Genomic DNA, 22,875 nt, shown 5'->3' on the forward strand with positions numbered 1-22,875 from the left:
TTTTGGGGGCTTTTCGCGGGGGGTGTCGAGACAGCTCCCCCATGCCACTTTCCGGCAAGCCCGGGGAGATGACAGGCGTGCCGGATTTCCGTCGATTTTTCAGTCGCTAACATCTTATACTGTGCTATATTGTCGCATGCGTCAATAGGTACAAGTCGGGGCCGGAGATGGGGCTGGTTGTCGGTGTGCTGTTGCTGGCAGCGGGGATTGCGATCGTGTGGGCTTTGCGCTCGCCCGACGGCTTTCACAGTCATCCGCTGGTGGCGAAGCCGATGATGGGACCGCTGGTGGCGCTGGTCTGTGTGTCGCTGACCGCAGGTGGCGCCGCTTCGATCGTCGCCTGGGCGCTGGCCTGATCGGCCAAGCGCCGAGGCAGACGATATGACGTCTGCGCAGGGTCTGCGCCGCTACTTCTTCTTGAATTTCTTGCTGGTCCAGCCGCCGCGCTGGCCGGGCTTGCCAAGCGAGGAGCGCGGGCCTGTCTTTGCGCGGTACTCGACGGCTTCGCGATAGGGCACAGCTTCAGTTCCGGGGCCCATCGAGTCGAGATCAGGAAAATGCGGGCCGTGTCTTGACTGTTGCTCCGGGGCGGCCCGCGCAGGTCGTCTGCCCTTCCCACCCGGACGGTCCGGCAGCACCTCGTGATAGGAGGCAACACCCATTTCGTCGAGCGTGGGCTTGTGCGGGCGTGACACATCCACTTTGCCGGACTTGCTGCGGCCCGACAGATCGATGCGCTTCGTGGTGGGATTGTCGGAAACCGCAAGCTCGGTGGCGCGCAGCCGCTTGATCTCGTCACGCAGCCGCGCCGCTTCCTCGAAGTCGAGATCGCTCGCCGCCGCGCGCATGCGGGTTTCGAGATCGGCCAGCACCGTTTCGAAATTATGGCCGATAGTCGCGGCCTCGGCGAAAGCGCCCGTTCCGTCGCCGGTGTCGATCAGCACATGGTCGCGCTCGTAGACGCTGTCGAGAATGTCGGCAATGTTCTTCTTCACCGACGCGGGCGTGATGGCGTGCTCCCTGTTGTAGGCTTCCTGCTTCTCGCGGCGGCGATTGGTTTCGGCTATCGCCCGCTCCATCGATCCCGTCACCTGATCGGCATAGAGGATCACGCGGCCGTCGACATTGCGCGCGGCTCTACCGATGGTCTGGATCAGTGAGGTCTCGCTGCGCAGGAAGCCTTCCTTGTCGGCATCGAGGATTGCGACCAGCGCACATTCCGGAATGTCGAGTCCCTCGCGCAACAGGTTGATGCCGACCAGCGCATCAAAGGCGCCGAGCCGCAGATCGCGGATGATCTCGATGCGCTCGATGGTGTCGATGTCGGAATGCATGTAGCGCACGCGAATGCCCTGCTCGTGCAGATATTCGGTGAGATCCTCGGCCATGCGCTTTGTCAGCACCGTGATGAGCGAGCGGTAGCCTTTCTGCGCGGTGGCGCGCACTTCGCCGACCAGATCGTCGACCTGGGTGCGCGCGGGGCGAATATCGACGGGCGGATCGATCAGCCCGGTCGGGCGGATCACCTGCTCGGCGAACACGCCGCCGGATTGCTCCAGCTCCCAGCCGCCGGGGGTCGCCGACACCGCGATGGTCTGCGGGCGCATCGCGTCCCATTCCTCGAAGCGCAGCGGTCTGTTGTCCATGCATGAGGGCAGGCGGAAGCCGTATTCGGCGAGCGTTGCCTTGCGCCGGAAGTCGCCGCGGAACATGGCGCCGATCTGAGGGACCGTCACATGGCTTTCGTCGATGAAGACGAGGGCATTGTCGGGGACATATTCGAACAGGGTCGGCGGCGGCTCGCCGGGCTTTCGCCCGGTGAGATAGCGCGAGTAATTCTCGATGCCGGCGCAGGAGCCGGTGGCCTCCATCATCTCCAGATCGAATAGAGTGCGCTGTTCCAGCCGCTGCGCTTCGAGCAGGCGCCCGGCTTTGGTGAGCTGGTCCAGCCGCATCTTCAGCTCGGCCTTGATGGACTGCATCGCCTGGATCAGGGTCGGGCGCGGCGTCACATAATGCGAGTTGGCATAGATTTTCACGAATTTCAGTTCGTCGGTCTCGCGCCCGGTCAGCGGATCGAATTCGGCAATCTTCTCGATTTCATCTCCAAAGAGCGACACGCGCCAGGCGCGGTCCTCGTAGTGCGCCGGGAAAATCTCGATGGTATCGCCGCGCACCCTGAACGTGCCGCGCGAGAAATCCGGCGTGCGCTTGTATTGCAGCGCGACGAGATCGGCGATCAGCTGGCGCTGCTCGATCCGCCCGCCCTTCTTCAGCGAGAAGGTCATCGCCGAATAGGTCTCGACCGAGCCGATACCGTAGATGCAGGACACCGAGGCGACGATCACCACGTCGTCGCGCTCCAGCAGCGCCCGCGTTGCCGAGTGGCGCATGCGGTCGATCTGCTCGTTGATGGAGGAATCCTTCTCGATATAGGTGTCGGTGCGGGGGACGTAGGCTTCCGGCTGGTAATAATCGTAATAGGAAACGAAATACTCCACCGCATTGTCGGGAAAGAAGCTTTTGAACTCGCCGTAGAGCTGCGCGGCCAACGTCTTGTTCGGCGCCAGCACAAGCGCGGGACGCTGCGTCGCCTCGATCACCTTGGCCATGGTGTAGGTCTTGCCGGAACCGGTGACGCCAAGCAGCACCTGGGTGCGATCTCTTCGGTTCACGCCCTCGACCAGTTCCTTGATCGCAATCGGCTGGTCGCCCTTCGGTTCCATCTCGCTCTTGATGACCAGGCGCACGCCGCCTTCGGATTTCTCCGGGCGGGGCGGACGATGCGGGATCCAGGCCTGTTCGTTGAATTCGGGACGGCCGGTGCGAAGGAGATGTTCCAGCGCTGCATTCGACGCGGAGGCGCCGGTGACGCCGCGGCCGAGATCGATCTCGTCGGGATTTTTCTCGCGGCGCTTGCCGACCGATGAGCCGGGCAGCGGCGCATCCTCGTCGGACTCAAGCCCGAGTTCCTTCGCCAGCGCCGGATCGATGCCGGAGACCAGCGCTCCCTCGAACGGGGTGCGCGCGACATAGCGGGATTGCGGCTTATCGCGGAAACCTTCCGAGGTGGACAGGCGTGCAGTGTGCTCGGCGGCGTTGCCGGCGCGGCGATCGAACGAATTGTCGGGCGGCGGCTGAAGCCCGGTGCCGGAGCCCATTCCCGCGCGGCCCTTGCCGATCGCGGGATTGAGCAGGTCGTCGAGCGCTGGATCGTGGACGGGCGCGTCCGGCCGGTGCGCCTTGGCCCGGGTCGGCTTGATCCGTTTTGGCTCGGCTGCGCCTTGCCCCGGGTAAACCTTGGGCTTTTTTGGCTTGTCAGGAGATTTGGGCATGCCCCGCAATATGGGCAGAGTCGGTCCGCGATAAAAGAGCCGATGAGAACGGCCGCCAGAACACGTCAAGGTCGCGCGTGGCGTCGACCTTGAGGTGCCGCCTTAAGGTCGGGAAGTCCAAGCAAGAATTGATCGAAAGAGTGAATGCTGACTTCACCCGTCATGCACAGAGCGCTGCGCGCGATCTTCTGACAGCCATCAAAACTGTCTACCCCCATCATGATCTCAAGTCGAGGCTGGGCGCCTTGGGTGATCCGGAGCCGATCTGGCGCAAGCATGATGGCGCCGGGCTTTCCTCCAGAGCGATCCGGCGGTCGCCGGCAACGCGCACATGTCCCGTTTAGTATCCAGCCGGTTAATTGTGCGCTGCGTAACGGACACGTTTTGATAACGGGGAATCACTTATACTGCATCATTGCAAATTGGTGCGTTTGGCCTCTGCCGCAGGCCGCAAGGCTCATCGTCATGTGCACCATGCCAAAAAGGAAATGGTTTTGAACGACGACGCCGAAATGTTTGACCTCGCGCCGGTGTCGCTCTGGCTCGAAGATTACAGCGCGCTGAAGGCTCTGTTCGAAAGCTGGCGCGAGGAGGGCGTGACTGACCTGCGCGCGCACCTTCTCGCCGATGCGGCGCGCGTGAAGCAATGTTCCGGTTGCATCAGGCTGATCAAGGTCAACAAGAAGACATTGAGCCTGTTCGAGGCGGCCGATATCGATCACCTGATCGCAAATCTCGGACAGGTGTTTCGCGACGATATGCTGACGACTTTTGTCGAGGAACTGGTGCAGCTTTGGGAGAGCAAGCCGTCATTCGAGAGCCACACCGTCAACTATACGCTGAGCGGCAAGCGGCTCGATATTCAGCTCCACGGCGCCATCCTGCCCGGCTACGAGGATAGCTGGGAGCGGGTTCTGATCTCGATCGAGGATGTGACAGCGCGCGAGAATGCCCGCCGTCAGCTGACGCAAAGCGAGAATTACGCGCACGGCCTGTTCGCGCATTCGCCGGTGTCACTGTGGGTCGAGGACTTTTCCGGCGTTAAAAGCCTGCTCGACGAAGTTCGCCAGCGCGGCATCACGGATTTCCGGGTTTTCACCGACGTGCATCCGGAATTCGTCACCCGATGCATGAACGAAATCCGCGTACTCGACGTCAACCGCCGCACGCTGGACATGTTCGGTGCGGCTGACAAGGCGGCGCTGCTTCGGGCGTTGCCCGACGTGTTTCGCGACGAGATGGAGCAGCACTTTCGTGAGGAACTGATCGACCTGTGGGACGGCAAGCTGTTCCAGCTGCGTGAGACGGTGAACTACGCGCTCGACGGCAGCAAGCTGAATGTGCTGTTGCAGCTGTCGGTGATGCCGGGCCGCGAGCATGACTGGTCGCTGGTGCTGGTGGCGCTGACCGATATCACCGCGCGCAAGAAGGCCGAGGCCTATCTGGAATATCTCGGCACCCATGACGTGCTGACCAAGCTGTTCAACCGCTCGTTCTATGTGGACGAACTCAACAGGCTCGAGCGAAAGGGGCCTTACCCGGTCACCATCATCATGGCGGACCTGAACGGCCTCAAGGCCGCGAACGACGAGTTCGGGCACGCCGCGGGCGATGCGCTGCTCCGGCGCGCGGGCGAAGTGCTGAACTCGGTCGTCGAGAAGCCGGCGCATGCCTGCCGGATCGGCGGTGACGAATTCGCGATCCTGCTGCCGGAAATGGACGAGCAGGCCGGGGAGACGATGATGCAGGCGATCCACGACCTGGTCGCGATCAACAACACCTTCTATCCCGATATAACGCTCAGCCTGTCGATGGGGCTCGCCACCGCGCGGCAAGGCGAACGCATGGAGGCCGCCGTCAAGCGCGCCGATCTCGCCATGCTGGATGCCAAGCGCCAGCATTATTTCGAGACCGAAAACGACCGCCGCCGGTCGCAGGTATTCAGGGTCAGCTAAGGTTTGGCGATGCTGCGAGCGTGCGCAGACGCGGATCAGGCCATCATATGGCGGTGCAGCGTTTCGTCCCATGCGCCGGTCATGTATCGGTATAGCCAGTTGCCCCGGGACTTCAGCCGGCAATAGGACTCGCGAAGATCGAGCAGCAGTGTGATGCGCCGGCTGGCGCAGCGCAGTTCGCCGGTGTCATGGGTCGCGACCGGCAAGAAGCCCATCACCCGGGTGTGGAAGCTGTACGGGCTGTGCGGATCGTCCTCGAACACGTCGGTCACGTAATGCGTATAGCCGCGCGCCACGGTCTCCTGGGCGGCGGCGCGCATCAAGGCCGCCGCGACCGCAATGCTGTTGCGATAGTCCCGGGCCACCGCGAAGCGGCCGATTTCGGCCACACGATTCTGGCGCAGAAATTGTTCGATCCGCGCCGGCTCGCCGCCGGACGCCTTCAGTCCGTATTGCGCGTAAAGCGCGAGCGGCGGATCGTAAAGCACGCGCACGACCCCGGCGGGTCCGCCGTTACGCATGGCCACGAACCAGGAGGACGCCATGTTCCCGATATCCGTATGCGGAAACTGTCGCTCCGGATCGTCGACCCATCGCTTTTCCTGCTGGTAGGTTTCACGCAGAACGGCGATTACGAGGTCGCGGTCGGTTTCGTCGGCGACGCGGCAAACGCTGACATGACTGCATTCGCGACTGCGCTCGTTCATGATGTTGGTCACGATGTGCTGCTCCTCATCGATTGCACCAGTCTTTTGCGGAAAGCCGGCCGATTTCGCTCATGATGGCGGCATGCCAATCGCGGGTTTCGGCGCGGGTCGGCCGGTCTGCGCGGGTCGGGGGATGCATGGCGGCGCCGATCGTTACGGTCATGCGCGCGGTATCCGGGATCGGACGGTTCAGCATTGCTTCGGGGAAACGGATGCCGACCGGCACCACCGGCGCGCCGGTTGCGAGCGACAGATAGGCGGTGCCCCGCCGGCCCGGCAGCAACGTTTGCGGGTCGCGATTGACGGTGCCTTCCGGAAAGACGCCGATCGCGTGCCCGGCCAGCAACTTGCGCCGCGCCTGCTCCAGTGCGCTGATCGGATTCGCAAACAAGGGCTTGAGAAGCGTCAGCGCCTTCGGCCTGGCCGGCTTGCGCATGACCGAAATGGTTTGCGCGCGGCGATAGAGCAATCCGATGCCGGGGATGAGCCGGAAATTCCAATCGGCCAGAAAATGAACGATCCGTCCGCCGCGGTGACGCATGAGCAGAGCAGGGACAAGAATCGCTTCGGTACGGGTGCTGTGATTGATGGCGACAATGAGCGGATCGTGCCGCGGATCGATATGATGCAGGCCGCTGATCGCAATCACCTGACGATCCGCGAGCGCTGCAAGTCCGCGCAGCAGCACGCGGTCGCCGAAGCCGCGTGCAGGCAGCGGCCAGCGCCAAGCCGGCGGCGGCATCGCGCGATGGGAGACGGCATCCTCAGCCGGCAGAAACGGAGATTCGCTAAACTTCGTCAAAGCGTTACCGTGTCAAGCGGCACGCGCGGCCGCGCAGGAATGCGACTTGACCGATTCTCATTGCGGCAGGATGAGGCGGCCATGATGGAAGTGTGACGCCGGAACAGGTTGATTTCGCTCGCTCGGCTTGCGTTCTGCCGCCGTGCGGCTTTGACATGGGTCAACGGTGCGGCGTGCCGATGCAGGGAGAATTGCGACAACCTGAAGGGTGAGCGCTATGTCTGACGTCATCGATAAGACGCGCCAGCAGCCCGATTTCGCTGTCCAGCGCGAACAGATGGTGGAGCGTGCCATCCGCGCCCGCGGGGTGCGCCAGAAACGCGTGCTTGACGCGATGCGCGCTGTGAAGCGGGAGGATTTCCTGCCGGAAAGCCTGCGCGAATTCGCGTATGAGGATTCGCCCTTGCCGATCGAGGGCGACCAGACCATCTCGCAGCCCTATATTGTCGCCTTCATGGTCGAGGCGCTCAATCTCGAAGGCGGCGAGCGCGTGCTCGAAATCGGCGCCGGGTCAGGCTATGCGGCGGCGGTGCTGTCGAAGATCGCGGGCGAAGTCTACACCGTCGAGCGGATCGGACAGCTTGCGGAAAAGGCCGCGGCGCGGCTTGCCGATCTCGGCTATTCCAACGTCCATGTGCTGCATGGCGACGGCACCAAAGGCTGGCCCGAGCACATGCCTTACGACGCGATCGTGGTCGCGGCGGGCGGGCCGAAAGTCCCCGATGCGCTGAAGCTGCAATTGAAGATCGGCGGTCGTCTCGTCATTCCGGTCGGCACCGATCCGACGGTGCAGGAACTCGTCCGGATCACCCGGGTTTCCGAACAGGATTTCATGCGCGAAGATCTCGCCGATGTTCGCTTTGTGCCGCTGATCGGCGAGGAAGGCTGGGAGGCGGAACGGCGTCGGGTGCGCACGCCAAAACCGGCCGAACCGACGCTTCCGGAACTGATCGCGGAATCAAGCGAGCCGTTTGCCGTGATCGAAGAAGCGCCGCTCGACAGGCTGCTTGGCCGGATCGCCGAGGCGCGGGTGGTGCTGATCGGCGAAGCGACGCATGGCACTTCGGAATTCTACCGGATGCGCGAGCGTATCACCCGCGCGCTGATCGAGCGCAAGGGCTTCCGTTTTGTCGCGATTGAGGGGGACTGGCCCGATGCGGCCCGTGTCGATCATTACGTCCGGCACATGGACTATCCGCCGTCGGAATGGACCGCCTTCGCGCGCTTCCCGACCTGGATGTGGCGCAATGCCGAAACGCGCGCCTTCGTCGACTGGCTGCGCGCCTTCAATGCGCAGCGCAAGCCGGAACAACGCGCGGCGTTTCACGGCCTCGACCTCTATTCGCTGTACGATTCCATTCGCGCGGTCCTGAAATATCTCGACGAAGTGGATCCGAAAACGGCACGCGCCGCCCGCGAGCGCTATGGCTGCCTGACGCCCTGGCAGTCCGATCCCGCGACCTACGGCCACGCCGCGCTGACCGGGCAATATCGCTCCTGCGAATCCGCGGTGACGGAGGTGCTGACCGATCTGATGAAGCGGCGCGCCGCCTATGCCGAGCATGACGGCGAACGCTTTCTCGATGCGGTGCAGAATGCAAAGCTCGTGACCGAAGCCGAGCGCTATTACCGCATCATGTATTACGGCTCGCGCGCCTCGTGGAACTTGCGCGACAGCCACATGTTCGAGACGCTGAAGACCTTGCTCGATTTCTATGGGCCGCAGTCAAAGGCGGTGGTCTGGGCGCATAATTCGCATGTCGGCGATGCCTCAGCGACCGAAATGGCTTCGCGCGGCGAGCATAATCTGGGCCAGCTTTGCCGGCGTGCCTACGGCAAGGACTGCTACATCATCGGCTTCGGCACTCATGACGGAAAGGTCGCGGCCGCCTCCGACTGGGACGGGCCGATGGAGATCAAGGACATCGTGCCATCGCTTTCGTCCAGTTACGAGCGCATGTGCCACGATTCCGGCGTGTCGAAATTCATGTTGCCGCTGCGTGGTGCGCCGGAGGCGCTCAAGGCCGCGCTGCGCGAGCCGCGCCTGCAGCGCGCCATTGGCGTGATCTACCGGCCGCAAAGCGAACGCGCGAGCCACTATTTCCAGGCGGTGTTGCCGAAGCAGTTCGACGAGTATATCTGGATCGACCGGACCTCGCCGGTGCAGCCCTTCGCCACGCACGAGCTCGAGGGTATGCCGGATACTTATCCGTTCGGGCTATGAGCATGGTCCGCAAATGCGGTGCGTGACGCCGTATTTGCGCCATCGGCATATTCCGCGCGCGTCACTTGCGTGCTACCTCCTTCGTCGTAGCGGCGGAGGCTCCATGACCACGGTCAGCACGGTCGAACAGCTTGAGGCGATTTATGGGGTGCCGGCGGAGCCGTCGCTGGTCAAGGAAACCGATTACGTAACGCCCGAATATGCCCGCTATATCGCGGCGTCGCCCTTTGCCGTGCTGGCGACTGCGGGGCCGGAAGGGCTCGATTGTTCGCCGCGCGGCGATAAGCCTGGCTTCGTGCGCATCGTCGATCCGCGCACCCTGATGCTGCCGGACCGGCATGGCAACAACCGCATCGATTCGCTGAGAAACATCGTCGCCGTCCCGCGGGTGGCGCTGCTGTTCCTCGTTCCGGGCTCGGGCGTGACCCTGCGCGTGAACGGCACGGCGCAGATTTCCATCGCAGCGGACCTGCTCGACAGTTTCAAAATGGAGGGCAAGCCGCCGCGCAGCGTGCTCGCGATTGCGGTGCAATCGGTCTATTTCCAGTGTGCCCGGGCGCTGATCCGCTCCGATCTCTGGAATCCGCATCGCCACGTCGATCCGAAGACGCTGCCGAGTGCGGGGCAAATCCTTTCCGCCATCACCGATGCCCGGGTCGGCGGCGAAGCCTATGACCGGGCGTGGCCGCAGCGCGCTAAAGAGACGATGTGGTGAGCCGATGGGCGGTGTCCTGGTCCTTGGCGCGGGCGGGCTGATCGGTCAATTCGTCGCCGCCGATCTGATCCGGCGCGGGATCAAGGTGACCGCGGCGGCGCGGCGGTTTTCGGCGGCGCAGCGCGATCTGTTCGGGGAGGCGGCGTGCGAGACGGCGATTGCGAGCCTCGATGTTGGTAGGCTGCGAGACTTGATCGCACAAAGCGGCGCGGATGTGGTGCTGAACTGCATCGGCGTGCTGCAGGACCAGCCAGGCAGCTCCACGCATGAGGCGCATGACGGTTTTGTCGAGCGGCTGATCGCGGCGTTGTGCGCGGCCGGACGCCCGGTGCTGCTCATCCATGTTTCGATTCCAGGCGAACACGGCGCCGACATCACGCCCTTCGCGCAGAGCAAGCGGCGCGCCGACGGGCTGATCATCGACTCCGGGTTGCCGCATGCGATCCTGCGTCCCGGCTTCGTAATGGCCCCCGCCCCCTATGGCGGCAGTGCGATGCTGCGCGCACTGGCGGCGCTGCCGATCGATCTGCCGCGCGATCTCGCCGAACGGCCGCTCCGCTATGTCGCGGTCGAGGACATTGCCGAGACGGCGGCGCGCATCGCGCAAGGCTGGACGCCGGGTCAGCCTTATGCCGCGATCTACGACCTGATGCATCCCGAGCCGAATAACATGCAGAGCGTGCTGGCGCAGCTGCGCAACTGGCTCGGCGATATCTGGCGATGGCGGGTGCGCGTGCCGGGTTTTGCGATCGATCTCGGGGCGCGGGCCGGCGATCTCTCGTCCTGGCTCGGCTGGTCGCCGCCGCTGCGTTCGACCGCCATGGCCGAATTGCGGCGCGGCGTGACCGGCGATCCGGCGCGCTGGATGGCGGATACCGGGATTTCGCCGCGCGGACTCGACGCGCTGCTGCGGGAGCGGCCGGCGACGGTGGAGAACCGCTGGTTCGCCCGGCTTTATCTGCTGAAGGCGCTGATCGTCGCAACGCTCGTCGTGTTCTGGTGCGTGTCCGGACTGATCGCGATTACGGTCGCTTATGGCGATGCGCTGGAGATGATGGAGCGCTTTGGCTTTCCGGGCGGCCAGTCGCATGCCTTTGTCATCACGTCGAGCCTGACGGATATCGCGGTCGGGCTTCTGATCGCGGTCCGCAGGACGCACCGGACCGGCCTTGTCGCAGGCATTGTGGTGGCCGTCGGCTATATGCTCGGCACGGCAGTGCTGACGCCGGCGCTCTGGACCGAGCCGCTCGGCGCGCTGGTCAAGACCGGTCCCGCCATCGTGCTGATGATGGTGGCGCTCGCGATTTCAGATAACAGGTGAGGCAGAGTGCGGCGGAGGAAAGTGGAGACCGGTTTTGCGTCCGGCCGCGCGCCAAAGGAAAAATGCCGATGATCGCGCCGGGCGATCCGCAACTGTCCAATATCGGCGAGCCCGGCGGGCGCGGGCTTATTCTGTATGACGGCGTGTGTGTGTTGTGCTCGCGCTGGATGCGGTTCGTCGCCAGCCGCGACAACGACCGCGTGTTCCTCTTCACCCCAATCCAGAGCGCCTATGGGCGTGCGCTGGCGCTGAAGCATTGCATCGATCCCGATGACCCGCAAAGCAATGTGGTGCTGATCGACGGCACGGCGAACCTGCACTCGGATTCCGCGATTGCTGCGCTGTCGCGCTTGCCGGGCTATGGCTGGGTGCGCGCGTTTCGCATCGTGCCGAAGCCGGTCCGCGACTGGCTGTATTCCATCATCGCGCGCAACCGATATCGCTGGTTCGGCCGTCACGCCGCCTGCGACATCGGCGGCGCGGCGGTCGCGGATCGGGTTGTGGGTTAGCGGCCCGCTCCGCATCACCTTCAGTTGGCTTTGTCGCACCGCGCAGCCGTTTCGCAGGAAGGCGGTTGCGATGCCGGCCGGTCCGCCGATTTGACGTCCAGCCGGCTTGCGTTGACGGGTTCACTGTGTCGCGGAAACAGCTTTGGCGCCTGGACCATCCCCACCGCGCCCATCATCCCTATTACGAACGCGACAATGGCTGCGAGCACGATCGGCAGGGGACTCGTGCTCTTGAATGCGTCGGAAGACCGCTTCTGCCGAGGTTCCTTGATGACTTTCATCGTTCAGTCCGCCATGCGCCGGCAGAAGCGCAAGATTTCACTCAAGCTTTCTGCATTCCTGCGTGCATATGCGACCTTTCGCGTTGCGCATGTCTTAACGCGATTGCGGAGCCTCGGCGGCAATCGTGTGCCCCGCCGGTGGCGTTGCAAAGAGCATGAGAATATTTGCGCTAAAGTTTAAATCGAAATGTAGGGATCAGGCTGCTGCGAGCAGCAGTTCGGTCAGGCGATCGGGCATATCGATCATGGCATCGTGACCGCAGGGCATGTCGTGAACATGCCAGCCCGGATCGGCGCGCAGCCGGGCGGCGATGGCGTCGAAGCCGGCCGAATTGAAGCCTTTGGCGCGGATATAGGTCTTCTTCGCGATCTTCTCGCGGGCGCCGGTCAGCTTGACGGGATCGTTATAGGTGCCGATCGGCTGCGGCGTGCATTTGCGATCGACAAAGGCGCGGTCCCGTTCGTTGACATTGAAATAGGCGGCGCTGGCGGGAGGGATGCCGAACTCGCCGCGCTTGATCGCAGCATTGACGCTGTCGCGCAGGCCTTGCCGCGACATGCTCATGATGGTGGCGCCGTTCTCCGGTACGAAAGCGTCGAGGAAGACGATCGAGGCGATCTGCTTCTCCGCCTTTTCGGCGACGCCGGAGATGACGATGCCGCCATAGGAATGGCCGACCAGAATCACGCGCTGCAGATCCTCGAAGCGGATGATATTGGCGATGTCGTCGATATGGGTGGTGACCGTCGGCCGGGTGCGGATCAGATGCGAGCGGTCGCCGAGGCCGGTGAGCGAGGGTGCATAGACCTTGTGACCCTGCCGTTCGAGCCGGTCTGCTACCCGCCGCCAGCACCAGCCGCCATGCCAGGCGCCATGCACCAGGACGAAGCTGCGCGGCGCGGCCTGCGCGCCGGCAGGTGCGGCAAGAGCTGCAAGTGCAGACGCTGCGGCAGCGCTGCCGGAGAGAATGGTGCGGCGGGTGAGGGGCGTTCTTTTCATCGGGCGGACATAACGCGGCGGTTTCCTGAGCTGCGCGCGTGTCAGCCGGTCGTTGCCGGCGCGCGACGCTATCGCAGGCGCAAGGAAATGGGAATGGCGCCGGTCAGAGCGCGCGCATGCGCTGGATGGCGAAATAGGTGAGCGTGGCGGCGCCGGCGGCAAGCGCCAGTGCGTACCAGGTGCCGCCCGGCGTATCCAGGAACGGCAGGTCCTTGGTATTCATGCCGAAGAAGCCGGTTACCAGGGTCGGCGGCAGGATGCCGGCGGTCAGGATCGACAGCGTCAGCAGGCGCCGGTTGGTCAGCTCCGCCATGCGGCCGGCCAGTTCCTCCTGCAGCAGGCGGGCTCGGTCATGGATACCGGCCACCGAGTGGTCGAAATCGTCGATCTTCTGCGCCAACGATTGGACCGGTGCGGCCAGTTCCGGCAGCGGCCCGATGACCCGCAGCTCCAGCCGGTGAAACAAACTGCGCATCTGGGAGAGCTGGCGATGGACCCGGATCGACTGGCTGCGCGCGCGTGCGATGAGCAGGGATTCGTTGCCGCGCGGCCCGTGCGCGATACGCTCCTCGACGGCGTCAAGGTCGTTGCCGATGCGCTCGGCGAGCTTGCCGATCACATCGGCGAAATGATCGATGATGGCGTCGAGGACCTCGATTGGCGTCATGTACAGGGTGCCGGCTGCGATCGCGCGCCTGACATTCTCCACCGAGCGAAGCGGAATGCGCCGCATGGTGACCAGAAGCCGGTCGGCGAGCGCAAAACGCAGCCGCGTCAGCTCTTCGGTCGGGTTGTCGAATTCGAGATGCAGTTCGGGAATGACGCCGACAATTTCCCGGCCATAGACCTCGACGCGCTGATGGTCCTCGTCGCTGAGTAGGATCTCCCGCACCACCTCCGTCAGCGGCGCATGAAATTCCACCCAGTTGCGGCAGCGGATATCGGCGCGCGACAGATGGACCCAGACAAAGCCAGACGGGTTGCTCAGGGCCGCGGTCACTTCGCCGGACTGCAGGCTGCGCGCCTTGCCGTCGGCATCGAATTGGAAGGCGGAGATGATGCCTGACGCCGGTGTCGACTCGACCGGTGGCTGTTCGGGCCGGTTCATCGCGTTATGTTCCGGTCTGGGATGCAGAACGCGAGGGCTAATTTTTCTCTGCGACAGTTTGACGACAGCAATGCGCTAGGCGCGCTGACGCTTCCATTCCTTTTCCGGAAGCTTTGCGCCGGAGCGGTGCAGCGATTTGATTTGCAAGGGGATCTGGCCGGATTTCTCGGCGATCTCGCGATCCTGCTGTTCGATGATATGCCGCGCCGGGGCATCCCCGTCGAGCCCACCGAGTTCTTCAGCCGGCACACGGCGATTGGACCGCTGGCTGCCGTCCTCATAGATCACGTCGAACAGCACGAATTCGCTGCGTTTGGTCGGTTTGCGCGCCATTGTTTTTCTCCATCTTCGTGCGCCGAACGTGCGCGCGCCCCGAAACGGGTGGCTGCCGATCGGCAGCCGAGGCGGCTCGCGATGTAGCGATGATCCGAGGCGGCTGACGCGGATGACTCGGACGAGGCGTTATATGCGCGATGCATGACGTTGCCGCAACCGCGCGACCGGCCTTGCATGGCAACCACGCGCGTGGCGCGGGTGCAACGGCGCTACCCAAGCGAGCCTTTGTCCGTTTGAGTGTAATTTTTATTGACTGCAATCTATGCGTGCATACACTGGCTTTGGTGCTTGGGCTTTTCACTCTGCGGGAGGGAACATGGCGATCGATTCAAAGGCGGCGGCCGAGATCATTATGACGTCTTACCGGGAGGCGACCGCGGAGGGACCGGCTCCTGCCGCGCTGACGGCGACGGCCAGGGGGGTGCCGCAGGACTTCTGCAAGCTCTGGCCCGCGGCCAAGCCGATCCTGACGGCGCTCGCAACCCTGGTGCTGCTGCTGCCCGGATTTGGAAAGGTCGCCGCCGGAACCCTGACCGGGCTGATCGCGGTCGGCGACAAGATCGCGGCCGATCTCTGCAAGTGACGTGCGGCAACGCACGTCATGCGCATTGGGCCTCTCGTGTTGCGAGGGGAAGGCCAGCACGCACAGGCCATGCGACGATATGCGCGCCGTGCAACCTACTCCGCGGCGGCGAGACCGGGCACGTCCGGCGCGTCGATGAAGCCGCCGGACTGACGCTGCCACAGCGCGGCATAATGCCCGTCGGCCGCCAGCAATTCGTCATGCGTGCCTTGCTCGACGATCCGGCCCTTGTCGAGGATCACGAGCCGGTCCATACGCGCGATGGTCGAGAGCCGGTGCGCGATGGCGATCACGGTCTTGCCCTTCATCAGTTCGTCGAGACTCGACTGGATTGCCGCTTCCACCTCTGAATCGAGCGCGGAGGTCGCTTCGTCCAAAACGAGGATCGGCGCATTCTTCAGGATCACGCGTGCGATCGCCACTCGCTGGCGCTGGCCGCCAGACAGCTTGACACCGCGTTCGCCGACTTGCGCGTCATAGCCGCGCCGGTGCCGCCAGTCTTCCAGACCGACGATGAAATCGTGGGCCTGCGCCAGCTTGGCAGCGGCGACCACCTCCTCGTCGGACGCGGACGGCCGCCCATAGCGGATATTGTCGCGGATCGAGCGATGCAGCAGCGAGGTATCCTGCGTAACCACGGAAACCTGCGTGCGCAGCGATTCCTGCGTCACCAGCGCGATATCCTGCCCGTCGATCAGGATGCGGCCGTTCTCCAGCTCGAAGAAGCGCAAGAGCAGGTTGACCAGCGTCGACTTGCCGGCGCCGGAACGGCCGACGAGGCCGATCTTCTCCCCGGGCTTCACGGTCAGCGAGAGGTCTTCAATCAGGCCTTTCTCGCTGCCATAGCCGAAGCGAATGTCCTGAAACGCGATTTCGCCGCGCGTGACCTTGAGTTCCTTTGCGCCGGGCTTGTCGGTGAGGCCGAGCGGCCGGGCGATGGCGCGCATGCCTTCCTGCACCACGCCGATATTCTCGAAAATGTCGGTGATCTGATAGGCGACCCAGCCGGCCATGTTGACGATCTGCCAGGCAAGCGGCAGCGCCATGGCCACCGTGCCGACCTGCACCGTGCCCTGCGTCCACAGATAGATCGACAGGCCGGCCACCGCGACCACCATCACGGCATTCAGCGTCGACAGCGTCAGCGTGAACAGCGTGTTGAGCCGCAGCGAGGCATGGAAATGCCCGGTATGCATCTCGATCGAGTCGCGGACATAGGCGTCCTCCTCGCGGGCGCGCGCGAACAGCTTCAGCGTCAGGATGTTGGTATAGGTGTCGACCACCCGTCCGGTGACAAGCGAGCGCGCTTCCGACACTTCGAGCGAGCGGTCGCGCATGCGCGGCACGAACACCCAGAGCAGGACCGGATAGCCCACGAACCAGACCAGGATCGGCAAGGCGAGCCAGGGATCGGCGGATGCCAGCAGCAGCATCGCGCTGGTGCCATAGACCAGGATGTACCAGACCGCCGTGATCATCGAGACCAGGCTCTGGCGGATCGCCGGCCCGGTCTGCATCACCTTGTTGGCGATGCGGCCGGCGAAGTCGTTCTGGAAAAAGGCCCAGCTCTGCCGCACCACATGCCAATGGCTTTGCCAGCGGATCAGGTTGGTCAGGTTGGCGGCGATGGCCTGGTTGGCGACCATGTTCTGCACGGTGAGCGCCAGCGGCCGCAGCACGATCAGCACCGCCGCCATGCCGAGGAGGATGTGCCACGACTGCGCGAACAGCGTGGCGGGATCGCTCGCGGTCACCAGCGTCACAACGCGGCCGATGAAAACCGGGATCGTCACGTCGAGCAGGGCAACGATGAAACCGGATACGAACAGCGCGATGAACAGGCCCTTCGCCTGGCGCGCAAAGTGCCAGTAGAAGGCAAGAAGCGTCGGCGGCGGCTCCGGATTGTCCGGCAGCATTGTCGGCTGCAAGGCGCGTTCGAACCACGTGAACATGACACGTCCAAACACGGCAAAGGCGGCGTCGCGACGCCGCCTGCCGGTCGCAAGGTGATCGGATTGGAACGGCAGTTAGAGCCGTATCATGTCGAGAGCAAGGCCATACCGCCGACGCTGTTCCGGGCGGCCCGGTCTAGGCGCGGCAGGACGAGTCCGGTGGCGTGGCGGCGGGATCGCCGGGGCCTGCGAGCACGCCGGTCAGGGATGATGTTTCGACCGCGTCGTCCGACGTCGCGCCGGGACGCAGGCGGCGCTGCAGATAGTAGTTGGTCAGTGCGGACATCAGCCTTTCACGCGCTAGCAGCGCACAATCCGGATTAATCTGGCTGACGATCGGACCGGACATGCGGATAGAGTCCTCATCCGGCCCAGGTTCGGACACCGCGCGACCGTCAGTTGTGGGAGCGGCTGCGGTTTGCGCGAGGGTTCCGGTTATCGCTGCGCTGTCGGCGGCTGGATCGCGGAGTGCCGCCGACATGGCAATCAGACCCGCGGCGAACAGGACTGCGCCGGCGGCAAGGCCTGCGACAAGCCTTGGCGTTGCAGCGGGACGATGCGGCAGGATGGATCTCAAAAGGTGCGTGACCATGGGCATGATCCGAAACACATTCGGAAGCATGCCCATACCCATGCGGGCCCTTAAGCGCGCTTAAGGCGCGCCACCGATCCGCCGGAAGCGTGACCGCAGAGAAAACGCAATCGTTCGAATTGTCCGCATGGCCAAGATGGGTCCGCGCCCGTCGCGCGCTGAAAAAGCAAAACGGCCGGCTTTCGCCGGCCGCATCGTTGCGTCACCGCGGCAAGCGGACTTGCGTTCAGCGATGCTGGACCACGATCTTGGTGCCGACCGGCACGCGTTCGTAAAGATCCTCGATCTCGCTGTTCACCAGCCGGAAGCAGCCCGACGAGACCGAATGGCCAATCGTCTCCGGAGCGTTGGTGCCGTGCACGCGATAGACCGTGTTGCCGATATACAGGGCGCGTGCACCCATCGGATTACCCGGACCGCCGGCCATGAAGCGCGGCAGGTAGGGCTGGCGCTGGATCATTTCCGGCGGCGGCGTCCAGTCCGGCCATTCCTGCTTGCGGGTGATCCGATGGACCCCGCCCCACTGGAAGCCGTCGCGGCCGACGCCGACCCCGTAACGGATCGCGCGATTGTCGCCCTGCACGAGATAGAGGAAGCGATCATGCGTGTTCACGATGATCGTGCCGGGTGCTTCATGGGTCCGATAGAACACCGCCTGCCGGCGGAATTCATAGGGCAGAGTGAAGCCCTGATTGCCATCGACGCCCGGATCGCGGTCGCGGATCGTCGGCGACGGAATGGAGCCTTGTCCGATCACGGGCGCAGGCAGAGAGCAGGCAAAAGCAACGCCGGCAACGGCCAGCAAGCGCGTCCATCTCATGGTGAAAAACAGGGCTCCCCGATCATTTAAATTTGCCGGAACTCTGAACGTAATATGTGGCGAAATTCAATCCTGCCACCGCTCAATACCGCTTGAGCGGCGGGTCGATAGCGGTGTGATGGTAAGGTCTGCCTGTGCCAACACGCCGGATTTGCGCTATTGTTGCCCCGGCCCGGCACCGATGTAGCCTGTGATCTTCCAGCCATCGGCAGATTTCACATAACAAATCTGGTCATTTCCGAGGGGTGCCAGAACGTCCGCGGAAATATAACCGACCTTGCCGGAGGGGGTGACCACCCGCACCATCGGCACCTGGTCGGGCTTGGGTGCAGGCTGCTTCGGGTCGGGCATGATGCGGATCAGGACCATACCGAGCTTTTCGGAGACGGGGGCATCTGCGCGCGGCGCGCTGCGTACTTCGATGGTTTCGTCCAAGGGATAGGCGAAATCGCCCGGATCGGTTCCGGTGGCTTTGGCAACCTCTTCCAGCTGCTTTTCGTCGAATTCCGGGTCTGCGGGCCCGCAGATGACGCCTTGCTTGCCCGGATAGGGGGTCGCGGTCGGGTCTCCGGCATAACCCAGCAAGATGTCCCAGCCGACCGGCTGTTTGCCGGTCAACCCGATCGCCGCCGCGAAATTGTCGAAGCCGGATTTTTTCTTGTCGGCCTGGTCGCCGTTTTCGCCTTCCCAGAAAAAGCCCTGCTGAACGACCAGCCTGGTGAGACCTGCGCGATCCTTCTTGGCAGCGGCTTCACTGACCTGCTTGCGGAATTCCTCAAAGCTCGGATCGTTGATCGGCGGCGGGATATTGACCGCAATCGGCGTATAGGGCTTGGCGGCCGGAGCCGGAGGCGGGCCCTTCTGCGGCGGCTGCTTTTGCTGGGCCTGAGCAAGGGACGGCGCGGCAATCAGAAGGGCTGCAGCGGCAGCGATGATCAGACGCATCGTGATTCTCCGGGACATTGCGGCGGATTCTAAAGCCTTGGCCACGGAATTACGACCGCGTTACGGCACCGAAATGATCATTTTCGCGTCAGCGCATGACGGCGAATCGACAGGAGATCAGTGCTAGAACCGTCAAATCCATCACGCCAACCGGTCGCCGCATGTCAATCGCCTCTCCTTACGTCCTGCCGATCCTTCTGCTGCTCGGCTCCAACGTCTTCATGACTCTCGCCTGGTACGGCCATCTGCGCTTCAAGGAGCAGCCGTTGCTGCTCGTGATCGTCGCCGCCTGGGGCATCGCTTTTGTGGAATATTGTATGGCGGTGCCCGCGAACCGCTGGGGGAGCGCGGTCTATACGACCGCGCAGCTCAAGACGATTCAGGAGGTCATCACCCTGATCGTGTTCGCGGTGTTCTCGGTGGTCTATCTGAAGGAGCCGTTCACCTGGAATTACGCCGTCGGCTTCGCCTTCATTGCGGTCGGCGCGTTTTTCGTCTTCCACGAATGGTGATTATTTCGCAGGCGTCACCCGCAGAATGCGTCCGGCTGCATTGTCGGTGAGAAGATAGAGCGCGCCGTCCGGCCCGGTGCGCACATCGCGGATACGCTCGTTGAGCTGGCGCAGCATTCGTTCTTCGCGCGTGACTTTCTCGCCGTCGAGTTCGAGCCGCACCAAAAGCGGCGGACGCATTCCGCCGATGAAGACGTTGCCTTTCCATTGCGGGAACAGGTCGCCGGTATAGACGGTCATTCCGGACGGCGCGATCACCGGCGTCCATTGCCGGACCGGCTGCTCCATGCCTTCCTTGTGCGTGCCCTCATGGATCTTGGCGCCGCCATAATGCACGCCATAGCCGATCACCGGCCAGCCGTAATTCTTGCCGGCTTCCGGAATGTTGAGTTCGTCGCCGCCCTGCGGGCCGTGCTCGTGCATCCAGAGCTTGCCGGTTTGCGGATGCAGCGTTGCGCCCTGGCTGTTGCGATGGCCGTAACTCCAGATTTCCGGTTTTGCGCCGGCCCGTCCGGCGAATGGATTGTCCTTTGGCGCCGAGCCGTCGGGCGTGACGCGGATGACCTTGCCGATGTGATTGTCGAGAGTCTGCGCGCTCTTCGATGCAAAGCCATGATCGCCGGTGGTCAGGAACAGATTGCCGTCGCGGGCCTGGACGATGCGGCAGCCGAAATGCAGGCCGCGCGACGGTGGGCCTTCCTGCTGGAAGAGGCGCTTCACCTCGGTCAGCCGCGGAGTCTCGCCGGCATCGAGTCTGGCGCGCGCAAGCGAGGTCTGCGCGCCGCCCTCGACCGGGTCCGCGTAGCAGAAATAGATAGTGTTGTTGTTGGCGAAATCGCGGTCGACGAGGATGTCCAGCATGCCGCCCTGGTTCTGCGCGAACACGTTGGGCACGCCGTCGAGCGGCGGCGACAGCTTGCCGTCTTTTGTTGCGATCCGGATGCGTCCCGGCCGTTCGGTCACCAGCATGCGGCCGTCGGGAAGGAAAGCCAGTCCCCATGGGTTGGACAAGCCCGAAGCCACCGTGTCGACGCGGACATCGCCGAGGTCGGTTTTGAAGACTTGCTGCGCCTGTGCGGGGCAGGCTGCGGCTGCAACAAGTGCGGCAATTCCGAGGGCTCTCATCGGGTGATCCTCCAACCTATTCCGGCCTAAACACCAGGGCCGCGTGCCGTGTTCCGGTAGAGCGCCGGAATGCCGCAATGCATCAGGCCGCGCGCTGGTGAAGGCCGGCTTAGGCCCGCCGAATGACCGAGGCGACGATGCTGCCGGTCGCCGCCAGCATAAGACCCAAGAAAAGTGCGATCGCCGCAACGCCTTCGTCGCCGGAGGCAAGGGCGCCGAGGGTATCGGCGCGCGCCGTGCCGATGGCGACCGCGGTGAGTGCAACCAGAATGCAGATGACCAGCGCCGCAGCCATAAGGAGATGGGCAACGGCGAGCTTGCGTTTCGTCAACGGCCGGTCGTTGCGATCCGGGTGTTTGAACCCGATCCCGGCGACCCGTTCCCTGGACATTGCGGCGGCTCCGAACGCGCGAATCAGCAAATCGTCCCGGAGGCACCATCGTGTTGGATGGGGGCCGCGCTCCGGCCGGAAAGCGGCGCAAGCCGTCAGCTCTTATGGCGATTTGATGACAAAGCGTTAACGACTCGTTAACGCTGTCGGCCTGGACGCCCCCGACCCGGCTCTATTCGGCCGCCACGCGCAGCGGTGCGGCGCGGTGGTCCATCGCGACATGGAGAGGCTCGGCGGCGACGCGCGCATGCCATTCGCGCAAGGCCGCGAAGGGGCGCAGGTCGAAATCGCATTGCTCGGCCAGATGCGTGTAGGAATACAGCGTGATGTCGGCCACCGAATAATTCGCGCCGGCGGCGAAGCGATTGCGCGCAAAATGCTTGTCGAGCAGGTTCAGCGAACGCTGGCCTTCCTCCATCCAGTCGTCGAGCGCATGCTGCTGCAATTCGCGGCCGCCCTTGACCAGGCACAGCCAGAAATACGCCGCCCCGATATTCGGCACGATGGCGTGCTGCTCGAAGAACATCCATTGCAGCACGCGGGCGTGTTCGAGCGGCGTCTCGCCGGCGAGATGCGTGCCTTCCACCAGATACCAGAGGATCGCGTTCGATTCGGCGAGATAGCGGCCGGGTTCGACTTCGAGGAGGGGAATCTGGCCGTTCGGATTCTTCGCAAGAAAATCCGGGGTATGCGTTTCGCCTTTGAGAATATCGATCTCGACCAGCGCATGGGGAATCTCCAGCTGCGCCAGCGCAAGGCGCACCTTGTAGCAATTGCCGGAACGCTGCATCGAATAGAGCGTGTACATCCGTGGCTCCATGACTTCCGTTAACGACAACGTCCGTTAACAGCCGTGGTCCCCATGCTAGCCTCCCCAATCCGAAATTCGCTGAACTTTCCTGCGACCCCGGGAACGAACGTCGGATTTAAAGTAGACTAGCGCCTTACTTGCTTCTGGTGTCGTCGATTCATCCATTTGCCTGGATGGCCGGTCTTGGATGACTGGCCGCGAGAATGAACCACAACACTAGCGCAACATGGCGCGGCGGACACAAGAGGAAAAGCCCGGCCATTGCAAGGCCGCGCTGCGGCAAGTCATCACAAAGTGACGTTCATTGCGTGACAATGCACTGCAGCGAAAAAAATGTTTTGTGTTCGCTGTAATCACTTCAAACTGCCGATGCCTTTGCGGTGCAAAATCATCTGAACGCCGGGAGACGACAGGCGCGTGGTTCTCTACGCGGTCACGTTGGCGGGCCCCTCCGGGCCGTCGAACGTGCGGCGGTTCTGCCGGCGATCGCTTTCCTGAATGGTCCGATCACCGAATGTTGCTTGCGGCGCAGCAAATAGGGCATTACCAAGCCTGCGCAATCCCCTGGAATTGAACCAGAAAGCCCTGCCTCCGGAGACATTTGTCATGGCCTTCCTCGCCGACGCGCTCGCCCGCATCAAGCCGTCCGCCACCATCGCGGTGACCGACAAGGCGCGCGCGCTGAAAGCGGCGGGCCGCGACGTGATCGGGCTCGGGGCCGGCGAGCCCGACTTTGACACGCCGGCGAATATCAAGGCGGCGGCCATCAAGGCGATCGAGGCAGGCAAGGCGGCCAAATATACCGCCGTCGATGGCATCCCGGAGCTGAAGGCGGCGATCGCCGCCAAGTT

23 protein-coding genes are annotated in these 22,875 nt (G+C 63.6%); 9 read left to right on the plus strand and 14 right to left on the minus strand.

Translation table 11 applies throughout. The annotated features are described in order from the left end of the window. Nucleotides 1-167 precede the first annotated feature (167 nt). On the plus strand, nucleotides 168-356 hold the full coding sequence (locus ACK41X_RS15040) for a hypothetical protein (RefSeq protein ID WP_409724799.1): 189 nt from the start codon (nucleotides 168-170) through the stop codon (nucleotides 354-356). A 51-nt stretch (nucleotides 357-407) separates the two neighbouring features. Here ACK41X_RS15040 and uvrB read toward each other — a convergent pair whose 3' ends face one another. Further along, nucleotides 408-3,335 carry an excinuclease ABC subunit UvrB gene (gene uvrB, locus ACK41X_RS15045; protein ID WP_409724802.1) on the minus strand — a complete coding sequence of 976 codons (2,928 nt, stop codon included), beginning with the start codon at nucleotides 3,333-3,335 and terminating at the stop codon, nucleotides 408-410. 488 nt (nucleotides 3,336-3,823) lie between these two features. Between uvrB and ACK41X_RS15050 the strand changes: the two genes are divergently transcribed. Beyond that, nucleotides 3,824-5,290 (plus strand): diguanylate cyclase domain-containing protein, encoded by a 1,467-nt coding sequence (locus ACK41X_RS15050; protein WP_409724805.1) that lies wholly within the window; start codon nucleotides 3,824-3,826, stop codon nucleotides 5,288-5,290. A 35-nt stretch (nucleotides 5,291-5,325) separates the two neighbouring features. Here ACK41X_RS15050 and ACK41X_RS15055 read toward each other — a convergent pair whose 3' ends face one another. Then, entirely contained in the window at nucleotides 5,326-6,009 is a 684-nt protein-coding gene (locus ACK41X_RS15055) for a GNAT family N-acetyltransferase (RefSeq protein ID WP_409724807.1), read from the minus strand. Between the two features lie 13 nt (nucleotides 6,010-6,022). Further along, complete coding sequence (locus ACK41X_RS15060) at nucleotides 6,023-6,739, minus strand: lysophospholipid acyltransferase family protein (protein ID WP_409724810.1); 717 nt, start codon at nucleotides 6,737-6,739, stop codon at nucleotides 6,023-6,025. A 277-nt stretch (nucleotides 6,740-7,016) separates the two neighbouring features. Between ACK41X_RS15060 and ACK41X_RS15065 the strand changes: the two genes are divergently transcribed. The 4 genes from ACK41X_RS15065 (at nucleotide 7,017) to ACK41X_RS15080 (ending at nucleotide 11,568) form a co-directional block, all read left to right on the plus strand. Further along, complete coding sequence (locus ACK41X_RS15065; protein WP_409724813.1) at nucleotides 7,017-9,023, plus strand: protein-L-isoaspartate(D-aspartate) O-methyltransferase; 2,007 nt, start codon at nucleotides 7,017-7,019, stop codon at nucleotides 9,021-9,023. 103 nt (nucleotides 9,024-9,126) lie between these two features. After that, nucleotides 9,127-9,738 (plus strand): pyridoxamine 5'-phosphate oxidase family protein, encoded by a 612-nt coding sequence (locus ACK41X_RS15070; RefSeq protein ID WP_409724815.1) that lies wholly within the window; start codon nucleotides 9,127-9,129, stop codon nucleotides 9,736-9,738. Between the two features lie 4 nt (nucleotides 9,739-9,742). Beyond that, on the plus strand, nucleotides 9,743-11,059 hold the full coding sequence (locus ACK41X_RS15075; protein WP_409724818.1) for an SDR family oxidoreductase: 1,317 nt from the start codon (nucleotides 9,743-9,745) through the stop codon (nucleotides 11,057-11,059). A gap of 68 nt (nucleotides 11,060-11,127) precedes the next feature. Further along, complete coding sequence (locus ACK41X_RS15080) at nucleotides 11,128-11,568, plus strand: thiol-disulfide oxidoreductase DCC family protein (RefSeq protein ID WP_409724821.1); 441 nt, start codon at nucleotides 11,128-11,130, stop codon at nucleotides 11,566-11,568. Between the two features lie 20 nt (nucleotides 11,569-11,588). On the opposite strand, the gene ACK41X_RS15085 is transcribed toward ACK41X_RS15080, so the two are convergent. The 4 genes from ACK41X_RS15085 to ACK41X_RS15100 all read right to left on the minus strand — a co-directional run bounded on the left by ACK41X_RS15085 (nucleotide 11,589) and on the right by ACK41X_RS15100 (nucleotide 14,290). Further along, nucleotides 11,589-11,849: a hypothetical protein gene (locus ACK41X_RS15085; protein WP_409724824.1), complete on the minus strand. Its 261-nt coding sequence runs from the start codon at nucleotides 11,847-11,849 to the stop codon at nucleotides 11,589-11,591. 196 nt (nucleotides 11,850-12,045) lie between these two features. Continuing rightward, entirely contained in the window at nucleotides 12,046-12,849 is an 804-nt protein-coding gene (locus ACK41X_RS15090) for an alpha/beta fold hydrolase (protein WP_409724827.1), read from the minus strand. A 103-nt stretch (nucleotides 12,850-12,952) separates the two neighbouring features. Continuing rightward, nucleotides 12,953-13,957 carry a CorA family divalent cation transporter gene (locus tag ACK41X_RS15095; RefSeq protein WP_409724829.1) on the minus strand — a complete coding sequence of 335 codons (1,005 nt, stop codon included), beginning with the start codon at nucleotides 13,955-13,957 and terminating at the stop codon, nucleotides 12,953-12,955. Nucleotides 13,958-14,032: 75 nt separating this feature from the next. Next, the gene (locus ACK41X_RS15100; RefSeq protein WP_409724832.1) at nucleotides 14,033-14,290 is read right to left on the minus strand and encodes a hypothetical protein; all 258 of its coding nucleotides are present in this window, start codon (nucleotides 14,288-14,290) and stop codon (nucleotides 14,033-14,035) included. A 319-nt stretch (nucleotides 14,291-14,609) separates the two neighbouring features. On the opposite strand from ACK41X_RS15100, the gene ACK41X_RS15105 reads away from it, so the two are divergent. Next, entirely contained in the window at nucleotides 14,610-14,876 is a 267-nt protein-coding gene (locus ACK41X_RS15105) for a hypothetical protein (RefSeq protein ID WP_409724835.1), read from the plus strand. 95 nt (nucleotides 14,877-14,971) lie between these two features. Here the strand turns inward: ACK41X_RS15105 and ACK41X_RS15110 are convergent, their stop codons facing one another. From ACK41X_RS15110 to ACK41X_RS15125, 4 genes are all read right to left on the minus strand, one after another. After that, nucleotides 14,972-16,828 carry an ABC transporter ATP-binding protein gene (locus ACK41X_RS15110; protein WP_409724838.1) on the minus strand — a complete coding sequence of 619 codons (1,857 nt, stop codon included), beginning with the start codon at nucleotides 16,826-16,828 and terminating at the stop codon, nucleotides 14,972-14,974. Between the two features lie 136 nt (nucleotides 16,829-16,964). Continuing rightward, nucleotides 16,965-17,114 (minus strand): hypothetical protein, encoded by a 150-nt coding sequence (locus tag ACK41X_RS15115; RefSeq protein WP_409724841.1) that lies wholly within the window; start codon nucleotides 17,112-17,114, stop codon nucleotides 16,965-16,967. Between the two features lie 532 nt (nucleotides 17,115-17,646). Further along, nucleotides 17,647-18,240: a L,D-transpeptidase gene (locus ACK41X_RS15120; RefSeq protein WP_409724844.1), complete on the minus strand. Its 594-nt coding sequence runs from the start codon at nucleotides 18,238-18,240 to the stop codon at nucleotides 17,647-17,649. A 156-nt stretch (nucleotides 18,241-18,396) separates the two neighbouring features. Beyond that, the gene (locus tag ACK41X_RS15125) at nucleotides 18,397-19,185 is read right to left on the minus strand and encodes a hypothetical protein (protein ID WP_409724847.1); all 789 of its coding nucleotides are present in this window, start codon (nucleotides 19,183-19,185) and stop codon (nucleotides 18,397-18,399) included. 161 nt (nucleotides 19,186-19,346) lie between these two features. Between ACK41X_RS15125 and ACK41X_RS15130 the strand changes: the two genes are divergently transcribed. After that, nucleotides 19,347-19,697: a DMT family protein gene (locus ACK41X_RS15130; RefSeq protein WP_409724850.1), complete on the plus strand. Its 351-nt coding sequence runs from the start codon at nucleotides 19,347-19,349 to the stop codon at nucleotides 19,695-19,697. Here the strand turns inward: ACK41X_RS15130 and ACK41X_RS15135 are convergent, their stop codons facing one another. From ACK41X_RS15135 to ACK41X_RS15145, 3 genes are all read right to left on the minus strand, one after another. Beyond that, nucleotides 19,698-20,822, minus strand: coding sequence for a PQQ-dependent sugar dehydrogenase (locus ACK41X_RS15135; protein ID WP_409724853.1), 1,125 nt, complete (start codon nucleotides 20,820-20,822; stop codon nucleotides 19,698-19,700). 109 nt (nucleotides 20,823-20,931) lie between these two features. Further along, nucleotides 20,932-21,213: a hypothetical protein gene (locus ACK41X_RS15140; RefSeq protein ID WP_409724856.1), complete on the minus strand. Its 282-nt coding sequence runs from the start codon at nucleotides 21,211-21,213 to the stop codon at nucleotides 20,932-20,934. 172 nt (nucleotides 21,214-21,385) lie between these two features. Further along, nucleotides 21,386-22,021, minus strand: coding sequence for a glutathione S-transferase family protein (locus ACK41X_RS15145; protein ID WP_409724858.1), 636 nt, complete (start codon nucleotides 22,019-22,021; stop codon nucleotides 21,386-21,388). A gap of 609 nt (nucleotides 22,022-22,630) precedes the next feature. Here ACK41X_RS15145 and ACK41X_RS15150 point away from each other — a divergent pair. Further along, the coding region (locus ACK41X_RS15150; RefSeq protein ID WP_409724860.1) for an aminotransferase class I/II-fold pyridoxal phosphate-dependent enzyme at nucleotides 22,631-22,875 on the plus strand (245 nt) is incomplete at its 3' end.

The sequence above is a fragment of the Pseudorhodoplanes sp. genome, assembly GCF_046289595.1.
Lineage (GTDB): Bacteria > Pseudomonadota > Alphaproteobacteria > Rhizobiales > Xanthobacteraceae > Pseudorhodoplanes.